Below are 20,075 nucleotides of genomic sequence, written 5' to 3'. Positions count from 1 at the left end.
CGATGCATGCTTAGCTCGTAGGAAATGACCACTCTCTCCACCCTCCTAGCAGCGGAAAATACAGTCCTAGTCGAATCGGTCTTTCTTCCATCTTACTCATGATGCTTGCGTAACGTTCCAGCTGTTGACGATAGCGCTCCTGCTCTCTATCAAGAAACTCGTCAACACCACCGCCGGTGTGGGCACCTGTTTTGTAATCGATGATCCAGCGTGTGCCATGCTCGTCCACAAATGTCCGATCGATAATCATGTGGTCTATGCCGCCGTCGCGTTTGCTACTCAACGCCAGCTCACAGCTCGCTTTTTCGTGCAGTCCACTCAAAATCCACTGGCCCCGCTCATCTTCTAGCGCAGCCTGCAGAGCCGCACCTATCTCTTCAAGTGCAACTTTGAGACGTGCCTCCGGCACTCCCAGGCGTGCCAGCATTTTACGACCAACCTGCTCAAAACGGCGCAAGTCGTCTGCCTCAACATGGTCAATACCCATTGTCCCTATGTGTTGAAGCAATCGATGCACGACAGTACCAACGTGCCTCGCAGTCTCTCCTGCCCAACCGAACTCTATCAACTCGCCTACTACACTCTCCATTGTCGTGTCAGTCACCTGAATGGATTCCGGCGGGGCTGGCAGTGACCAGTCCAGCGCTAACCGGGTTCGCACAGCGGTGTGGACTACCGGTTCAATCGCATTTTCCGGTAACAGTGTTTCGACATCGCGCTCGGCAAGAAGAGACTGGAAATCATTTTCTACAACAGGCCACAGGCGCGCCAACAGTGAATCTTTAGGTGGATCCTTTAACTCAAGTCCACCGTCCTTTTCCTGAAGGCCAACATGCCCCAAAAGGTGCAGTCGTTGCTTTGCCCGGGTCGCGGCAACATACAACAAACGACCGTCTTCAAAACGTCCCTTCACTTTATCTAATCGCTGCAGGTATGCCGCCATCGGGTTCTTGTACTCGCCGTGTGCGCTAATTGGTGCAAGAAGAAGGTCACTATCGCCTGACTCACGACCACGCTCTAACCAATGCAACAACTTCTCGTCATCATGCCGTGGAATACGGCCAAGTCCGGGCATGATCACCGTATCGAACTCCAGTCCTTTGGCTTTATGAACGGTCATGAGCTGAAGGGAATCGTTCGCTTCCACATCGGGTAAAGCAAAGAGCTGTTCAACCTGTTTGTTCAGCTCATGGATATCCGGTACATCCCCTGCGCTGCCGAGTTTTTCGAGCAGTTGAAAGTACACTTCTCCATCTTCTAGATCGGTTTCGTCAGCCACACAGGCCGGGCCACCGAGCGCGGTCCACACCCCTTCCACGCTACTCCGCAGGGAACACCGCGCCTGTTCCGAGAGCGCCGTATCCAGGACAGGCAACACTCGGGCGATACGGCTTCGGCCATCTTCGCTCAGTTGTTCTATGCGCTGCTCTTTATGAAGCAAATCGATAATTGATCGACTAGAATCGTCTCCTGCCAGGGCGTATAGATCTTCGAGCGTCAACCCACAACACGGTGCACGAAGCACTGCCAACCACGCGATGCGATCACCGATATGGCTCAATGCCCGCGTCAGCGCCAGCAGATCCTGCACAACAGGCCGATGTGCTAATCGCTCGATTTCTACGGCCTGAAAACGGAGATTCGCCTTTTGGAGCTGCTCAACAATCGCCACCAGATGAGTGCGGCCTCGAACAAGAATTGCGGTCGTACCATCCGGGTGCTCTGTCTTTGCCTGCTGGACAATCGACACGACCTGGCGTGCTTCAGCGATGTCATCGCGTTTTAACGATGAAGGGACGAGCGATGGATAGATGGTAACGGCATCCGCTGTCAATTGCGGGTGAAAGGCTGTTGACGGTGCATAGGACACGGCACCACCGGTAACGTTGTCATCTGCCGGCAGTACGTCCGGAAAGCGTTGATTGATCCAGTCGACGATCCCCTGTTGCGAGCGGAAATTGACCGCGAGACGGAGAAACTCAAGCGGCACCTGACCAATCCCGTGTTCTCTTGCAGCGAGAAACAACCCCACTTCCGCTTCGCGGAAACGATAAATGGACTGCATGGGATCACCCACCACGAACAAGGTGTGACCATCCTCCGGCTGCCATCCGGCCGTCAATCGCTTGAGCAATTCGTACTGATTGAACGAAGTATCCTGAAACTCGTCCATCAATAAGTGGCGAATACGATAGTCCAGAGCCAGTGCAAGGTCCGTTGGCGCTTCGGGTTCACCCAGTGCCTGAATGGCTGCCCGGGCCAAAGCGGGAAAATCCACCTGACCTTGTTCACTGAACACGAGTTCCAGGTGAGCTGCCGCTATGCGCAACAGTTCAACCAGGGCCTGTAAGGTCTCCCATTCACCATCAGTGTATTGATGAGGTGGTAACTCTCGCAACAAAGCCAACTGTTCGCGAAATACATCCTCACCTTGCAATGACTCCAACAGCGTCCCCATACGCTGCTTCATCTCAGTAAAGCGGGCCTTGTCGTCTTTATTCTTCGTACTGCTCGGCGCTGGGAATCCCTGATTCTTCGTCAGGCTCTTCCGCCAAGTACCCTCCTTGGTCAACAACAATTCCGTAAGTCCTTCCCACTGTGCGCGATCCGTCACTTGCACACTTGGCAGGTCCTGGAGATCGGCACAAACGACAATAGGGGAATCCATGCCTTCTAAATTACTCGCAGCGAACCGGGCCAACTCAATCAGTTCCGGTCCGCAGGTCTCGGGCACATGCCTTGCCAGTTCACCCAGCGCATCAATGACCAGACGGGCCATAGCCGCTTCCAGGTTTTCCCGTTCCAGTCCTGGGTGGTCTGGGTCGGCAACGTGACGCAACCATTGATCACGTCGCGCAAGCATGGTCGAAATCAGACCCTGCAATTTATCCAGTCGGTTATCCAGATGCTGTACTAGGTGCGCGACGGCATCCGACCATTCGGCGCCAGATTCCAACTCTGCAATGGTGTTCCTGGCCGCTTCGAGATAGAGGGGTTCGGCATCTTCGGCAATAGCCGGCACCGAACCAAATCGGGAGAGGATAGGCATCTGCCTTGCCAATGTCGTGCAGAGAGAGTCGATGGTCTGGATGCGCAGGCGCGCCGGATTATCCAGCAACTGCCATCCCTGTTCTTTGTCACGTATCAGTGCTCGCTGGGCAAGCTCCCAGGTATGTCTTTCATGATCCTTCTCCGGAGGCTGATCATTCTTAGCACGTTCCAATGCCTCCAATATCCGTTGGCGCATCTCACCTGCCGCTTTACGAGTAAAGGTAATCGCGACTATCTCTTCCGGCGCGTCGACACCTGTCAGCAGTACGAGAAACCGTTGGGTAAGCAACCCCGTTTTCCCTGAACCCGCCGGCGCCTGAACAATGAACGATGTTGATGGATCGAGCGCGCGTGAGCGTGCTTCTTGATCGGCTATTCTTTTCTGTTCACTCATGACGGCTCCTCCGTTTCGGAAGACTCGCCATCCAATACGGTCAATTCGTTGATACGACACAATGGTTTGAGCTCACAGTAGGTGCAGGTGACCGGATACTGCTTCGGATCCACCGATGCTTCTCCATTGCGAAAAGTCTCACCCAGACTCTCCATCGTTGCCCGCCAATCGTGCAGCACCTCCGACCACGAGTTCGCTTCGCGTGTCTGCTTCAGGCTTTCATAGGACTTCACGCCAGGCGCAAGCCCGTCGTCTGCAGCCACCCCATTGAACGCCATACCACCCGCCTTCACTTGCGCGAATAGTACGCCGGCAATATCACCGTCAACCGCCATGCTGTAGAGCGGCAGTTGTGGCTCGTCAGGTCGTTCCCCAAACCACTGAGCGGGTTTTACCTCGCCGGTCTTGTAATCAATCACAATCTGGCGGCCATCGGCCAGTTCATCGATGCGGTCGATTTTCAACTGAACGCGGACCCCTCCGGCAGTCGCTTGGTGTTTTTCCTCCTTCTCAACAACACGAAACGGCATACGTTGTTTCTCCAACGCCAACCATTCCAGCACGTGCCGACACAGACGATCGGCTTCCATCTCCCGGAAGCGCCCAGTAAATGTTTGTGGATACCTGTTGGCTATTTCTTCTATCGCCTCGCCCACCATCGTGTTAACCAGGGCTTCGAGCTGCGCGGCATCCATGGCAACGAGCTGCGCGTGCGAGTCCAATGCGTGCCACACTTTCTCGAGAACACGGTGCATCAATGACCCTCGGGCCATGGCATCCAATCCAATGTCCGCTTGCCTTAGTGCACGCGCGCCCAACCGCAGTTCCGCGAAGGCGCGAAATGGACACGCGGCCTGGAGTTTGAAAACCGCGCTGCCGCCACTGACTTCTTCATTCTCCAGGGGCGGTGCAGGGTCTTCCTCCAACGTGGTTAACCTGGCACTAAGGTGAACGCCATCCCGCCATGTTGGCGCGATCCACAAACGTAAGGCTTCCGGATCCACGCTGGGGAGATCAGCAATAAGAGGACTAGGGCGCAGTTCCTCATCACCACTGCGCTGCGGAAAACTCACCACTACCTCGTCCGCACTGGTCAACATCCGACGGGTCATCATTCGCGACACGTGTAACTCACGCTCTTCACTAGAATGCGGCAGTCCGGCATCCCGCTGCAAAGGCAACGGTATGAACGGATTCGGTCGCGGGGGTGCTGGCCAGGTGCCGTCATGAAGACCCATAATCCAAAGACAATCAAACTGGAGCCCGCTGGCCTCGAGTATTCCCAGCACCTGTACCGGTACCGCCCCGGTTTGCGGCTGAAACGTTCGTTCCCCGGCCATGCTCCGTAGTTGAGCCACCGCAGTGGATGCGGTCATCGACTCCGCTACCGGCTCCAGTGATGCAAACGTGCCCAGGAGTTCTCGCCATGCCTCCGCGGCCTGGTACTCTTCACTGGACAATGGACGCCCACTCGCCCATCCAATGACTTTTAATAAACCCGCAAATCTCTCTGACCAGTGTCCCGGGTTATCTGTACGCGGGCAATCCCGCGCCGCCTTCACCCAGGCATCAAGATTTTCTGTAAATACAGGGCATGAATATGGCTTGTTGGTTTGTGAGGCGTGATAGCGTAGCGTCTTCAACGCCACATTAAGTTCGCCTGTTTCCCGCAATCGCCCATCCAGTAATGCACGAGCACTGGCTTCCTGTTCCCACCCTACAATGAAGGGTGAACGAAGCAAACTACCCGCGTCTTCAAGACTAATCGTCGGTGCCAATAGGCCGAGCAGCTTACACGCAGTGCTGATTATGGGATACGCACTCAGCGGCGGACCTAGCGAAATGTTATAGGGTCGTGCAACAGATTGACGCCCCGGCTGTAATGCATGCGGAACCAGAACCTCATCAAACGCATGAATCACGATATCCCGTTGCGATGCAAGTTCCGGGACAACGACGCCGATCTCCAGCTCGGGATTCTCAGCTAGCCGTTGCCTCACCCAGCGGGCGACTGTTGCGGCTTCCGCACGCACATCAACACACCCGATTTTAGCTGCCTGACTCTCCTTACTTGCGAGTTGCATCCAGCGTACATCGCAACCCGACTCGGCCAGCGTCTGTAATAACGACTGCTGCTGTGGTGTCAGCTCATCGAAACCGACCAATACCAGCTCCGTAGGCGTCGTCAATGCTCCTGTCTGAACGCTGCGCTGAAGCTCGCCTGAAAGACGAGCGAGGGGCAACCAGCCTTTCTCCGTACACCTGGCCTCGAATCTTGATGCCCATTTCCAAAATGCCGCACTGTCACTGTTGTAACGAAATGCTGCATCATTCAATGATAAGCGCCACGATTGCATCAACTGCCACGCTTCCTGTGCCCGACGCACCGTCCCAGTCACCTGCTGTAATGGCTGATCCGCTACGCTCTCTGTAATGATGTCTTCCCATACACGCTGTTCCTGCTGGGATGTGAGCAAGAGTTCAGGCGCCGGCGCGGCCCCCGAAACCATGGCCTCTTCCCAGGCCCTCTGTAACCAGGCAGTCCAGGGCAATACATCCGGTGTTGGCCAAACTTCGAGGTCTTTGTCTATCGCCGCTTGTTCAAAGGCCTGGCGAGTGACACTTGCCAAACGTTTGTTTCCGGTAACTACCGTTACACCGCAATCCAGAGCTTTGAATACCTCCGACAAAGAAATTGTCTGTTGTTCAATCACACATGCTTCCCTAATTATAAATGTTCTACCTAATGATCTATTGCAGCCAGGTCGTACTGTAGTACTACCATGAACAAAATAGGCGTTGTAGATTTTACCGTGTTAAGCTTGCCTCTCAATCTTCAGAAACCAGTTGTCTATCTGCAATTGCAGGTCTGTCAAATACTCTGAACTCGTTATTCTGTAATTCGAATACCTTCGATGTATTCCGAGTATGTCTTTTTCAAGTGCTGCATCGCTTGTTCACTGTCTATGTTGTAGTTAAGCTTGTCACGGATAAAACGTAGCCGGTGATTGTTTTCCCGTAACAACTGTGACCAAGTCTTAAGCCACACCGTAACATCCATATTTTTTGTGAAGCGGAACAGAACACCCTCCTTATTTCCTTCGGCATTAAGCTTTATGTCCGCATAGTCGTCATAATCATTTGAGATTATCCAGAAGTGCCACTTTGTATCCATACCCCGAAATCGTTCATCCTTAGCTACAGCCAATGCGTAACTTTCTATCTGATCAATTTCCTTTTTTCCTATACTGACAGATGGCCTTTTAAGCTCAACAATAAGATGTTCCAATTCGTCTTCGTGGTTACGGGGGATTTGACGAGACAACATCAAATCAATGATTCCTTTTTTTCCATCAATTCTCAAAACTGGTTCGTTGATTATCGTTTCGATCTCTTGAAGTTCAGCATGTTTCCTGAGAACTTCAGTTAAGGATTTGTCATCTACAGATAATGTAAAGGCATCCCCGAAAATCCATGTATTCTTCGCCAGCAATCGATGGAGTTGACTTCTTTCTTTCAGATGATCTTTGTAGTTATAAAGTAGTTGTTCTAGCGCTGTAACGAAATTGATGCGATCCGCAACTATTCGAGATGCATTAATTATTGATGTTAACGACGTATCTTCCAGGAGTGACGCGAGTTGCTCCCGTGCTGCCTTTGGAAGATTGAGAACTTCCGTTAGTATCTTCTGAAGATCCTCTGGACTTTTCTCAATTGCATGTTTCAGCATGCGGAATTGGAATTGCTTTGATTTTCTATCAGCTTCACTAAAATCAGGAAGGTTTTGGTTTATATTGATTGCAACAATATCAAAAACTTTTCTCTCCGCCTCTTCTACCGAAGTAACAGGTTCCCCCTGGTAAGGGTAGACCTCTTCTTGTTTCCACTCTTCGAGCTGATCCTTCGCTTCCTCCAACTGCCTCGCAATAAAATATTCCTTAATCGCCTTAACCGCCTCGTCACAGACTGGCTGAATAGTTTTTTCCAGTTCCCCAAGCGATAGGAGACCTTCATTATGAAGATCTCTGAAATAATCAGATTTAAGATATGCTGTATAACCAAAATTACCTATCCCCCGAATTTGCTTTACGTAGGGTTCTAGCGGGAATCCCCTCGCGTCACAAAACCAAATTTCACGATCGGTCAGGCTATCCCACTCAAGGATTTCTAGTTCCGCTGTTCGCGGTTCATCAGCCACATCAATCGGAGACAGAGCGAAAGACTGACGATTCCGAATCAGAGCATCGGGATCAACCCTCTCACCCGCGATTGCCAACGTCACCCCTTTATAGTTGCTTAGATAAAGTGCAAATAGCGGCGCAATCTGGTCTAGCGCCTTTTCGGGATCAATAACGTGAAACTTTTTCTCCAACTCGGATACTTCGACAGTTACCCCCGTAGTCTTGCGGGAACTTTCAGCAACATCGCTTAGAACAAATTCGTCCAGTGCATCTGCTTTGCCTTCGACTGTGTAATTGTACAACTTCCCTTCTTCGCTGTACGTGACTTTCCAATCCACAACTCTACCCAGAGCAAATGCCTTAAATCGACCTTCCCCTTCCTTGCCGTGTAGAAACCTTCCGCTTTCAGTCTTCTGCTTTGATGCCTTCCAAGACCCGCCCAATGAAATAAAAAGGTTTTCAGCCTCCTTGTAAGAAATCCCGGTACCATCATCTGACACAGTGACTCGTTCGGTACCTATTGTTCCAACTGTAAAATTGACATTGACATTCCTTGCATCAGCATCAAGCGAGTTCCAAATCAGTTCCGCAAGCGCTGTCTTCGCTGAACTTGCAGCAACCTTGGAAAGATAATCTTTCCTAACCTCAACCTTACAGCGTTTTGCTATTTTCATTAGTACCTTCTATTTACTGTTGCATTTCCTATCAACGCTTACCTCAATTACCAACCAACTGCGACGCTACCAACTATTTGCCGTGTCCGTTTCCCTTGAGCGCAGGCAACGGCTTTTATGCTATTTTCCAAACCGGTCGGCCAATCCACCAAGAGTAATGTTCTCAGCAATCTCATCATGCGGTATCAGCAGGTAGCGCCATGGCTTACCGCCATAGGTGCTCGCATGGTCCGATGCATTTACACACCATTTGATCGCCACTTCCTTTTTGGCAATAACAATCGGATCATCAAGTTCCTTGCGCATTTTTGGTTCCAACATGTAGATCGTGTCGGCAGTCTCGGCCACGAAGTCCGGTTGGTATTCCAGATGGTCAGCGCCTGACTTGTAGTAGATCTGAAACTGCCCTTTTGCCGGCTTGAACCAACGAATAGCGTCGCGTTCAAGTATCACCGCCAGCTTGCGTTCCGTGTCGGAGTCGAATTTCTGCACGGGATACAGACAACGCTGGAAATTACCGAACAGGTATTTCGCCATGTTGCTCTTGTCCGCTGGAGCAACCCTGTAATCGGCGGGCGGTTCTTGCACGGAAGAGGTAAAGGCGCTCTGCTTCAGTTCGGTGAAGCCCTTGCTGACCTTCACTTCATACCCTGCCGCTTCTTCCCAATAGTGTTCCTGCATCTGCACGTGAATAAACCGTGCGATATCCCGTTGAAAGCAGCGCAACACTTTGCGTGTATCTTCATCGGAGAGATAAGTCTGAAAATGGCGCACCGTTTGTGACGCCAGGTCATAGAGCAAGTCGGCATGCTCATCGTAGGAAATATCATCGAAATCCACGAGTCCGCCCACCACATAATCTTCTAGCCGCGCCTCCTCGATACCGCCACGCCCAAGTGCCAGTACTTCACGCTCATTGGTGCGCAGCGTCTGAATCCATAGCTCATCTGACACTGCCGGATACTTCAACGTATCCAGGTTCAGCGTAAAAGGTTTGAAGCCTGACTGCACCTCACCCCGAGGCACCACCAGGATGCGTGGGATATCGATCGTCTGTTGCGTGACCAGCTCCACGGTCCTGGCCACCACGGCGGCAATATCCGGCTTCTCGGTCACGCCTTCCAGCTCCATTTGTCCGGGCGTGCGTTGCTCCTCGACCGCTCTGACGATGGCGGCCTGAATCTCCGGCTTCTTCAAGTGTTCGACCGTCGGCAATGACTGCGGCTGATTTTCATATTGCTTGATAACCTCGTAGGCAATCTGCGCGACTTTTTGTTCTTCTGGCTTACTGAATGCAGGCGCCTCATCCTGCCCGGCCACGGTCGTACTGCTCGTCACCTGTGCAGGCTTGAATCCCAGTCGGGTGGCCAGCTGTGATTGCGACACCACCGTGACTGTTTTCTGTCCCAGCTCATCTGCATCCAGCACTACCGCCTGCAGGCGAATAGTAGAATCCGGTTTATTGGCCTCCTCGATGATCTCCTGGAACTTGTCGTGGGCGACGATGTTCAACCGGTCCACGGCGGTCACGCCGGTACGTTTACCGTAAGGCAAACGCAGACCACGTCCGATGGATTGCTCGATAAGGATGCGGGCATTGGCGGCACGCAGCGGCACAATGGTGTAAAGATTGGTTACGTCCCAGCCTTCCTTGAGCATGTTGACGTGAATGACAATCTCCGTCGGCTCCTCGGTATGCTCGACCTTGAGCAGGCGCTCCACCATCTCATCCTCCTTCGCGCCGGTCTGGCTGGAATCCACCTGGATAACTTTATCCTTGTAGCGTCCCTCGAAAAATCCGTCCGATTGAATCAAGGACAACAACTGACCCGCATGAGTGGTATCCCGCGCAATCACCAGCAGGAAGGGCTTGACGATGGCATTGCCACTTTCGCGAGCATAGGTTTCCAGCTCCACCTTGACACTTTCGTGCAGGCGCAAGCCGTCTTCGAGCTTCAAGCGCTCAATCTCTTCCGTCGACATCCCAGCCGGGTTGAAGTCCTTGCGCGTGACCACCGCCGGCTCTTTCACAAAGCCGTCGGCCATGGCCCTGCCCAGCGGGTAATCGTAAATGACGTTCTTGAACGCCACTGCGCCGCGAGCAGATTCCACGAACGGCGTCGCCGTCAGCTCCAGCCCCAGAATCGGTTTGAGTTCATTGATCGCCCTGATCCCGGCGCTCGCACGATAGCGGTGCGATTCATCCATCAACATCACCAGATCAGGCAACCCGGCCAAATAATCGAAGTAACTCTCACCGATGTATTCCGACAACCGCTTGATGCGGGGCGATTTGCCGCCTCGAACTTCGGAGTTGATCTTGGAGATATTGAAGATGTTGACCCGCACACCACCAAACAACGAGCCACTCGCCGGGTCACGCTGGTCATAGTTGTCGCCGGTAATAATGGCAGGCGCATTGGTCGCAAACTCAGCAATGCCCTTGAACACATACTTCGGTGTGTTTGGCGTAAAGTCTGCAATCAGCTTGTTGTAAATGGTAAGATTCGGCGCCAACACGAAGAAGTTATTGATGCCATGGGCCAGATGCAAGTAGCTTATGAACGCACCCATCAGCCTTGTCTTGCCTACGCCGGTGGCCAGGGCGAAACACAGCGAAGGAAATTCACGCTCAAAATCGGTAACCGTCGGAAACTCGCTGCGGATAATCTCAAGCACAGCATTGATATCCGCTTCTTTCCCCGGTGGCGCAATCTCTGTAATGCGATCGAGAATCTCCAGAGAGCGACGCTGCGGTGGGCGCAGGCTCAGACGGCCGGCAATGGAATTTACATGTCGGTTCATTGCCCGGCCTCCTCGTCAAAAAGGCCCTGTTGGCCGAGATTTTCTTTTTGCCCTTTCCTACTGAAAGAGGGTTCAGGAGTGAGGTCAGGCGGCGCCTCCGGCAGGTTCTCCACCTTAAGGCTGTAATCATCGTGCCCCCACTCGCAGCGCTTGAGTACCGCATGGGGGAGCTTCTTCACTGTCAGGTTTGGCCAGCGGTCCGCCTTACCCCGGAAGGCGGAGCACAACACCAACAGGCTACGCTCCGTGCCCACGTCCTCGCTCAAGGCATTAAGCTGGTCGGCGGTCAGACTTTGCGTGGTGACATAGATGAAGTCCCGCTCGGTGGAATGGCCGTGCTGCCAATACACTGCATCCGACGGCGCATAGGTGAAGCCCTCCAGCTTGCAGGCCGCTTCCGCCAGCATGGTGGCGTTGAATTCCTTGCTGATGACCCAATTGCCCCACTTGTCCTTTTCAAGCAGCGAGGGCGCGAGCCGGTAGTAGCGGAAACCGCCGCCGCCTTTCCAATCGACAGCCTTACTAATACCACTCTGGTCCTCACCATCGATGACTTTTTGCAGACGCGGGATGATGTGGGTATGACAGTGGTCGCCGAGCTCTACCATGATCCAACGGCGACCCATCTTGTGGGCTACCGCGCCCGTGGTGCCGGAACCGGCGAAGGAGTCGAGGACGAGATCGCCCGGATTTGTCGCTAATTCGATAGCACGTTGCAGTAATGCTTCCGGCTTTGGTGTTCCAAACGCCGTTTCATCTGGAAATAACTTCTTTGCCTCAGCCTTCGATGTTCTATTACTGCCAACTTCAGCATGGAACCAAATTGTTTCAGGCGGTCTGCCTGCATGCTTACCAGCAAAAATACGATAGTAAGGTGTCCATCCATTCCTTCCATTTACCCATTCTACTTTATCCAAATCCTTCTCAAATCTATCAGCACCCCATCTCCAACGACCATCGCTACCATCCTGTTTTTTCGGGAATACATCTGTACCATCGGGTGCAGTGAGTTTAAAATACATAGACGGCCTATCTTCTCTACGATCTTCGTGCCCCATGGCTCTCAGAGGTTTCAAGTAATATTTGTTTCCGTCATCATCAATTTTATCATAGTGAGCTGGAATATCAGCCGCACTTTCCGGCATTTTGTTTAGCCTCAGCTCTGAAATGTTTTTTGAAAAAACTAATATGTGATCATGCCTAGTTGAAAAGAATTGCGCGTCCATCCTTGGGCTGTCAGATTTCTCCCAAATCGCATTCGTAACAAAATTGGCTCGCCCAAACACATCATCGCACAACACTTTAAGATAATGCGCCTCGTTGTCATCTATTGTGATCCACAGTGAACCATCCTCCGATAACAACCGCCGTATGATCTCAAGTCTATCGCGCATCAGCGAAAGCCAAATTGAGTGCTCCACCCCATCATCGTAATGTTGGAACGCACTACCTGTGTTATAGGGCGGGTCGATGAACACGCATTTCACCTTCCCAGAAAACTCCGCCTCCAACGCCTTCAGCGCCAACAAGTTGTCCCCGAAGATCAGCCGATTGTCGAAGATATCGTTCTCCGTCACCCGATGTTTGGCGTGGTGGGACTTCTCCGGGTCTTCTAGCAGAATCCGCGGCTCCAGCTTGGACCTGTTCTCCTTACCTATCCAGGTGAGTTCTAGTTTCTGTTTTCTAGTCATACGTGAATTTCTACTTCTATAGTTGTATTGGCTGCATCCGTACCTCGAAAGGTGCGGTGCAACTACATTGAAAATAAGCCGCCGTCTTCTTGCCCGGTATCTGGCCACATGTTTCACAGCTTAACGCTTCTGCAAACTTGACCGTCATGTCGGCAAATAGCTGGATGTCCGCATCTGAAATCGCAGCACCAGCCGTATTGAAATGTGCACCTACCTGATTCCGTAAAAAGTTCAGGCTACGGATTTGGCCAGTTATTCCATCAACTTTGCTCGCAACATATTGGGCGGGATTCTTGGATTGCCCTAAAGTATCAAGATCAGGGCGGTGGATTTCCAGTTTCTTAAACAAACTTTCGGTACCGTCCAGCAATTCGCCCAGTGTGTAACTGCCATCATGGGTACGGGCAACACGGCAACGGTATTGTAGTGCTAGCCAATCAAGAACTGCTTCAAGCAGTATTCCAGCCCTGGAGGCAGTTACTTGTCTATCGAATGGTGCTGCTGCAATAGAGGCGATGAGGTCATCAACAGCGAGTCTTGTCTTGTAATTGGAGATACCTTTAGAGAGGCTCCAGCGCTGCAACTCAATCATCTGAGTCAGCTTGCCGGCACCATGCTGATAACGATAAATATCCCGCCATAGCCGCTGATGGGTAGTCGCGATAACCTGTGCAAAATTCTTGCTTTCATCGGTAATGAGTTGCGATATCCGGTTGATGTGCTGTGCGTCCACCGACGTAAAGACGTCGTCGAGCACAACGACCACATCTGCATTTGGGCTCTCACGTTTAACTAATGCCAGCCAAAAGCAGAATCCCAAGGTGTCCAGATGTGATTCGCTAAAATAAGCCTGTGGCGGAACATTGTCATGCCCCTCGAATGTGGCGGCCTGACTCAGCGAGGCCCGTTTGCCCTGGTCGAGCGCAAGCCTGGATATTGCGATCGGTTCATTAGGATGAATGAGAGCATAGAGCCGGTTGCACTCGGTTGCGATGTCATCGAGTATCTTTTGTGTAAATTCGATCCGCGTAAGCCGTGCCGTATCGTAAGCATCCTGAAGCGCTGCTTGCAGTTGGGCCAACTCTTCCGAAACCGAGGTACTTTCTTGCACCTGCTCGAACTGGACGCGAATCGAGTTGATCATGCCGGATTTTTTCGACGTTGCCGTCTCACTGTCTGCCAGTGCTTGCTTAAGGCCCGAGAGCTCGCCAACCAGTTGTTCGGCCTGTTTAATGGTAATCGCCGCATCACCCCCATCCTGCTTAGCAAATTCTACATAGTCTGCTTGGTTGATTTTGGCAGCAGTAATGATGGCTATATCGCCCGCCTGAACGATGTCGACCAAGGCACGGGCGGCTGTGAGTAATGCCCCTTGTTTGTTCTCAATGGCCTGCTTCGCAAGCTGGGTATTGCGGTTTGCGGTATCACGTTTTGATCGCAACTGATCATACTGTTGTAGATCCACAAGCCGCGTTTGGATATCCGCCTTTAGTTCATCTAGTGGAATTCCCTGCCGACATACGGGACATTCATCCGGGTATGTCCCAAGCTGGAGGTGTTGACTAACCTGCCTCAAAACACCTGCCAGACTAATTGCCTGTTGCGCATCGACTCCAGGCAACTTAGCTACCTCTTCATCGATCTCCTTTGTTTCCGCTAACCTTTGGTCAGCTGTTGCTCTGGCCTGTTGCCACTCCATCAAACAAGTTTCGGCTCGCGTAATGGTGGATTGAACCAAACGCAATCGTTCAATTTCCTGATCAAGCTTTACGGTATCGTGCTCTGCAATGGTTTTTGCCCATTCAAGCGCATTTGTTCCAGGTTTCCCTTCCGCTTCCCATACCGTTTGCAGTTGCGTCTCTGCGTCGAACCGTCTTTTTACAGCCGCATTGAATTCCGTCTTAGCCCCTGATGCTGCATCACGGAGCGCATTCTCGGCACGTTCTACTTTACCGACATCAATAAAGTGACGCAGCGCCTCATAGCGTTGGGCGGGTTGCGCTTCTATCAGCTTTTGAAGGTGGCTGCGTCTCAGGACATGGATTTTCGGTCGAGGCTCCGGGTTTGTAGAAAGGTTGTCTCCCGCCAGTGTCGCGTTCCAGGTGTTCGCCCCAGAGATCAGCGTAATAAGAATGTCAGCCGGTTTTTTTCCGATCGTTGGCAAGTGATCACGTGCTCGTGTTGAACTCTTGTCTTCAAGAGACCCTTTCGAGCAGTTACCGACAGCGTCAAGAGCATCGACAATTGTGGTCTTCCCTGTTCCGTTTTCGCCAAATACCAAAGCAACCGGCTTACCCCCATCGAAATCCAATTGAAGCCGAGTAGCAGCTCCCCGATAATTTTCGACAATAAGCTGTTCAATCCTGGGCATCTTCGTCACCTCCCTGTTTCTTAGATGTCGCAAGATCGACCCACAGTTTCCAATCTTCACTCGTCGCAGTACCGGCGCTCAATTTGTTGGCAATTTCTTCCGACTTGCCATCGGGAACAAATCCTTTCTCTCCGAGCTTGGCTACTACCAAGTCGGCTAATGATTCATTAGGATTCTTTTCAATTGGAACTTTTGTTGTCATTTTCCACCCTTCCCCATTTCAAGTTGCCTGGGTGCCTGGCACTGGTGTCAGTGCACCAGTACCTGCCTCGGCCTGCGCAAGCCGTGTAAGTAATGCATTGCGCAATACCTGGCAGTCACCTGCCGCGCTAAAGATCGAGCGAAAATGCCGTGCCTGCTCATAAGGTTCCATCCCACTGGCCGTATTGACCCGCCGCGTGACAAATCCGGTCGCCTCACAGGTTTCAAGTAATGCCTCAGCATACTCTACTGTTGCTTGTGTCACGCTCGCTGCTTCTGCTTCGGTAAGCCTTAAAGCTTCACCTTGTTCTGGATGAAGTTTTAGGAAAATCACATTGAGCACCAGCCATCGTGCGTTTTCAAAGAACGCCTTGCGAATGCCTGTGCTCGCCCGGCCATTATCCTGCATAGTCTTGACTACCAGCCGTTGGGTCTGGACAGCCCGCCAGATGGTGCGTGCTGAACGGTCAGGCCTGAATACACGCGAATAACGTGACCGAAGCAGTTCTTCAGGTGGATATATTTCTTCCATTGACCAAAGTGACTGGCGATTTGATAATACTCGTACGCAGAATTCACAATCTGCTAGCTGTGCAAGGCATGCACATGCGCTAGTTGCCTCTTCCAGACTAAAGTTGGCCTCATCCGGGGATGGTGCTTCGACATCTGACTTGTAGTGATAGCTGATGCCAGAAAGCGTGAGTTGATTTGCAATGGTCTCCTGCTGATTATCCAGCGCCACGAAATCTCTCAATCCAATCTGGTTCTGGAAATTGGTGCTTCGCGTGATTCTATCCGCAAACTCCCGGTCATCCGCGCACCGTTCCAGAGAGACAATCTTCAAAAACACGAAACCTTCTGGTGCCCGAGCAGGTTCCGTAGTGATTACTTGTGCTACCGAACCAAGAGTTTGCGCACCATTTACAATGGACAGCCCATAACCCTTTATGCGCTTCTGTTCAGCATTGGCACGGTCAAGGTTGCTGACCTCGAGCCGTTCGCAATATGCAGTCAGACCGTTGTTGAGATAAAAAAAATGGTCTGGCTCTTCACGAACGGTGTTGGCAATCTGTTCATTGACCGCAGTGTTGCCTTTATAGGCGCGGATGTTGGCAGCTATAAGACGGCGACCATGCCTAGCATAAAGATTCGCGAGCTCCGCTAATGGCAGCAGTCCATATACTGTCTCATACGGAGATCTCACCCAACCGGGCTTTAATAGTGTTAACTCAACTTCTGGAACACCGGGACCTTGGTCCGCACCAGTTATCCAATCATGCACTGTTGTGAGGTTACAAAAACGAGTATCGATGTACTCGGAATCTGGTGAGAAACGCAGTTTTAAATCCTCAAACAGCCTCCGCCGATCTTCGGAGACAAGGTTAATTCCGGAATAAACAAGAACTGCGCGCACTTGAAGTGCGCCATCACCGAAAACTGACTCAAGTTGAGGAATCAGCTCTCTCCATGCGGCATTTTCTCTAAAAGCGCCAAAATTCCCCTGAAGCAAATTCTCTATACCTGTCTTGAACTTCGTGACATCTCCCAAATCTGGCTCACCGCGACCATTCGCCATGAATTTCGATTGCACGACCCATAATATGTGAGTATTCGCAGCATGAAAGATTGCATCTATACCACCATCACCACCTCCGTCAACAATCGAGCCGACGGCCTCATCGATAGAAGCACCACCTAGCTTATGAATGGCATAGGCAGCCAAAGCCCGCGATTGGAAATTCTTCTCACGCTCATCCGGCGTCCCGGAAGCGGCTTCCGGAACCATTCCTGTAAAGAGGGTCCGTAGGCTCTGTGGTAAATGAAGCATTTCGATGGGGATCTCCGCTGTCATCTGATACTCCATCGAATTGTAAAAAGCTGGCGCAATTCAGTTTGCTGTTGTAGCTTCCCCTCAATTTGCGCAATCAACTCCTCTCGCTGTTTGTCCACCTGATCTTGCGCATCGAACAAGGTGCGCCGTTTCTGATTGCGCTGCACTTCAATGGTCTTGATCTGTTTTTGGCCCGCGAGCTTTTCTTCCAGCGTGAGTGCAATGGTGGCAGCCCGTCGTGCTTCCTTGATCTGTCGATCGAGTTCCTTGATCTCCCGTTCCAATCCGACTTTCAAATCATCTGCCCAACCATCGAGCTTGTCAGCCTCGGCCTCGAAAAAATGGGCATTGCGCTCGGAGATGTCACGTTGAATTGAGGCTTTTCGGTTTTGAATAATGACTTCCAGTTGCGAGGTATTCATATTCGGTGGCGCTTGTCCGATAACTGTTCCAGGTAGCGTCAAAAGCCGCGCCGCTATTTCTTCATCTAAAATATGCCCTTCATCCGTCATCGCGGCGAGGATGAGGTGATCTTCCGCTTGATCAAGAGACTCGACAGTAAACAGGGTGCTAACAAGCCAACCGGATTTTCCAATGAACGGTTCCAGCAAGGTAACCTTGCCTTCATGAAGCTCATAGTCGAAGTGAATCTCCGCAGGCGATAAATCGCGCGCTTTCGCCTGTGCCATCAGCGTCTCGGCGAGTGGATGGTTAAGGCGATAAAGGTGAGCTTCTCCGGTACGGCGGGGAAGCTCGTATAAACCCAGCGGAATGGCTGCCGCATACCCAGAAAAGGGCTGTGTTTTCAGTCGGAATGAGGCATCACTCAGAAATTCAGCATGGCCATCCAGCTCATGTCGGGTGAGTTGTATCAGTAAGCGCTCATAGCGGTTGAGGTAGGCTTTCGAGGCTTCGTCGCGGACCTTGAGCTTTTCGCGCACTTCATCGTCGAAGTGCTCCAGCAGCTTGCGGCGCGTCTGGGTCATCGACTCGTTGATTTCCAGGCTCAGTTCGAGCTGGAGTTGATCGAAGGCCGCCTGGATATCACCCGGTTTGCGTGACTGCTGGTAAATGGCGGCAATGCGCTTTTCGAAATCCACGCCGGATTCGAGGGCGCCGAGGACTTCGTCGCTGGCGCCGAAAACGCCTTCGAATAGCTGGAATTTTTCTGATAGCAGTTCAAACACACGCTGATCAGCGGCGTTCTTACGGTTGAGAAAATTGACCACAACGACATCGTGCTTCTGACCATAACGGTGGCAGCGACCAATGCGTTGTTCGATGCGTTGCGGGTTCCAGGGCAGATCGTAATTAACCACAAGTGAACAGAATTGAAGATTGATACCCTCAGCACCGGCTTCAGTGGCAATCATGATACGGCCCTGCTCGCGAAAGTAATCGACCAGTGCCGATCGCATATCGCCGGTACGGGAACCTGTTACCCTGTCGGTTCCTTGATGTTGCTCAAGCCATTGGCTATAGATCTGCCTGGATCGTTCGTCCGTATTTGAGCCGTTGAACAGGACGATTCCCTCCGCAAAAGGACTGTCCGATAACAAACGTAACAGGTAATCCTGAGTGCGGCGTGATTCTGTGAAAATGATGGCTTTTTGCGCTGCACCGATCTCATGGGCTTTGGCGAAGGCGATATCCAGTGCTTTGAGCAGCGCCAGACCTTTTGCATTGTGATCGATGGAGGTGGCGAGCGTGGCAAATGCATCAAGATCGGCGATTTCCTGCTCAAGCGCGTTTCGATCTTCCTCGCTGAGTAATTCGGCGGGTTCGTCGTCTGTCCATTCCTCGGCGGTTTCGTCCAGCGCTTCGTAGTCCTGATCCAGCGCATCCTCTAGCGATTCTGCTGGTTCTTGTTTGCCCAACTTGGCTTTGAGGCGATTAGAAATGGTAGTGAGTGCGCCGGCGATGGCAAAGGTGGATGAGGCCAGCAACTTGCGCAACACCAAGGTCATCAGGGATCGTTGTCCTGAAGGCAAGGCTTGCAAATTATCCCGTTGCAGGTATTCGGAGACGAGGTGGTAAAGCCGGTCTTCGCTTTCCTCCGGTGTAAACTCTTCCACCAAAGGCAAACGTTTGGTGTAAGGAATGTACGCCGTGACCTGCCGACGCAGGGTACGATGGCAGACAGGCTTGAGTCTTGCCTTAAGGGTATGAAACACCTGCTCTTGATTCAGGTTTGCGAATTGCTCACGGAAGCTTTTGAGGTCACCGAAGGTATGTTCATCGATAAAGCTCACCAGACCGAACAGCTCCAGTAGTGAGTTCTGCAACGGTGTTGCTGTAAGCAACAGCTTATCCTTGCCAGCAAGCGCAGTCTTAAGTGTATTGGCAATGACATTTTTCGGCTTATAGACGTTACGCAGTCGATGCGCTTCGTCGATAACCACTAGATCCCATGGCACCACTTGCACGTCATCCGCCTTGTTTTTGGCAAACTGGTATGAGCAAATGATGATTTCCGCTCCCTCGAATGGCCTGAACTGACCCTGCTTAATCGCTGCGTTGTATGATTTTGATTCCAGCAGCCTGCAAGGCAGGAAGAACTTCTCGGTCAACTCCTGATGCCACTGTTTGCGTAGATTTGAGGGCGTAATTACCAGGATACGTCGTTTGTGTTCCGCCCACTTCTGTGACAATACAAGGCCGGCTTCAATGGTTTTACCAAGCCCTACTTCATCAGCTAACAGCGCACCCTTGGAGAGCGGCGACTTGAAGGCGAACAGGGCCGCGTCGACCTGGTGGGGATTCAGATCAACCTGCGCACTGGCTACGGCTCCTGCAAGCTTTTCAATGCTGTCCGATGAACAACGCTTGGTCAGCTCGTGAGCAAAGTATTTGGCGTGGTAGTCGGTAATCATCGT

9 protein-coding genes are annotated in these 20,075 nt (G+C 51.9%); all 9 read right to left on the bottom strand.

The features are described from left to right. Positions 1-10: 10 nt before the first annotated feature. Positions 11-3,445: a UvrD-helicase domain-containing protein gene (locus K8I04_09540; protein ID MBZ0071952.1), complete on the bottom strand. Its 3,435-nt coding sequence runs from the start codon at positions 3,443-3,445 to the stop codon at positions 11-13. Then, on the bottom strand, positions 3,442-6,159 hold the full coding sequence (locus K8I04_09535) for a PD-(D/E)XK nuclease family protein (GenBank protein MBZ0071951.1): 2,718 nt from the start codon (positions 6,157-6,159) through the stop codon (positions 3,442-3,444). The genes K8I04_09540 and K8I04_09535 overlap by 4 nt, the downstream gene beginning before the upstream one ends. Positions 6,160-6,335: 176 nt before the next feature. Beyond that, a complete protein-coding gene (locus tag K8I04_09530) occupies positions 6,336-8,300 on the bottom strand; it encodes an ATP-binding protein (GenBank protein ID MBZ0071950.1) in 1,965 nt (654 codons plus the stop codon). 120 nt (positions 8,301-8,420) lie between these two features. Next, a complete protein-coding gene (locus K8I04_09525) occupies positions 8,421-11,105 on the bottom strand; it encodes a DEAD/DEAH box helicase family protein (GenBank protein ID MBZ0071949.1) in 2,685 nt (894 codons plus the stop codon). After that, complete coding sequence (locus K8I04_09520) at positions 11,102-12,796, bottom strand: site-specific DNA-methyltransferase (protein MBZ0071948.1); 1,695 nt, start codon at positions 12,794-12,796, stop codon at positions 11,102-11,104. Before K8I04_09520 ends, K8I04_09525 begins: the two co-directional genes overlap by 4 nt. A 16-nt stretch (positions 12,797-12,812) precedes the next feature. Next, positions 12,813-15,167 carry an AAA family ATPase gene (locus tag K8I04_09515; GenBank protein MBZ0071947.1) on the bottom strand — a complete coding sequence of 785 codons (2,355 nt, stop codon included), beginning with the start codon at positions 15,165-15,167 and terminating at the stop codon, positions 12,813-12,815. Beyond that, the gene (locus tag K8I04_09510; protein MBZ0071946.1) at positions 15,154-15,369 is read right to left on the bottom strand and encodes a hypothetical protein; all 216 of its coding nucleotides are present in this window, start codon (positions 15,367-15,369) and stop codon (positions 15,154-15,156) included. Before K8I04_09510 ends, K8I04_09515 begins: the two co-directional genes overlap by 14 nt. An 18-nt stretch (positions 15,370-15,387) precedes the next feature. Further along, positions 15,388-17,220 carry an AIPR family protein gene (locus K8I04_09505; protein MBZ0071945.1) on the bottom strand — a complete coding sequence of 611 codons (1,833 nt, stop codon included), beginning with the start codon at positions 17,218-17,220 and terminating at the stop codon, positions 15,388-15,390. Further along, complete coding sequence (locus tag K8I04_09500) at positions 17,217-20,072, bottom strand: DEAD/DEAH box helicase (protein MBZ0071944.1); 2,856 nt, start codon at positions 20,070-20,072, stop codon at positions 17,217-17,219. Before K8I04_09500 ends, K8I04_09505 begins: the two co-directional genes overlap by 4 nt. Positions 20,073-20,075 lie beyond the last annotated feature (3 nt).

It is taken from the genome of Gammaproteobacteria bacterium (genome assembly GCA_019911805.1).
In the GTDB taxonomy this organism is placed as follows: Bacteria; Pseudomonadota; Gammaproteobacteria; order Thiohalobacterales; family Thiohalobacteraceae; genus JAHJQQ01.
Note: the sequence above shows the minus strand (reverse complement) of the source record. Positions and strands in the feature narration are given on the sequence as shown.

What these genes read in the sequence shown, in the direction of transcription:
- K8I04_09500 (MBZ0071944.1), bottom strand. Translation starts at nt 20,072, where the DNA reads ATGATTACCGACTACCACGCCAAATACTTTGCTCACGAGCTGACCAAG.
- K8I04_09520 (MBZ0071948.1), bottom strand. Translation starts at nt 12,796, where the DNA reads ATGACTAGAAAACAGAAACTAGAACTCACCTGGATAGGTAAGGAGAAC.
- K8I04_09515 (MBZ0071947.1), bottom strand. Translation starts at nt 15,167, where the DNA reads ATGCCCAGGATTGAACAGCTTATTGTCGAAAATTATCGGGGAGCTGCT.
- K8I04_09505 (MBZ0071945.1), bottom strand. Translation starts at nt 17,220, where the DNA reads ATGACAGCGGAGATCCCCATCGAAATGCTTCATTTACCACAGAGCCTA.
- K8I04_09530 (MBZ0071950.1), bottom strand. Translation starts at nt 8,300, where the DNA reads ATGAAAATAGCAAAACGCTGTAAGGTTGAGGTTAGGAAAGATTATCTT.
- K8I04_09510 (MBZ0071946.1), bottom strand. Translation starts at nt 15,369, where the DNA reads ATGACAACAAAAGTTCCAATTGAAAAGAATCCTAATGAATCATTAGCC.
- K8I04_09540 (MBZ0071952.1), bottom strand. Translation starts at nt 3,445, where the DNA reads ATGAGTGAACAGAAAAGAATAGCCGATCAAGAAGCACGCTCACGCGCG.
- K8I04_09525 (MBZ0071949.1), bottom strand. Translation starts at nt 11,105, where the DNA reads ATGAACCGACATGTAAATTCCATTGCCGGCCGTCTGAGCCTGCGCCCA.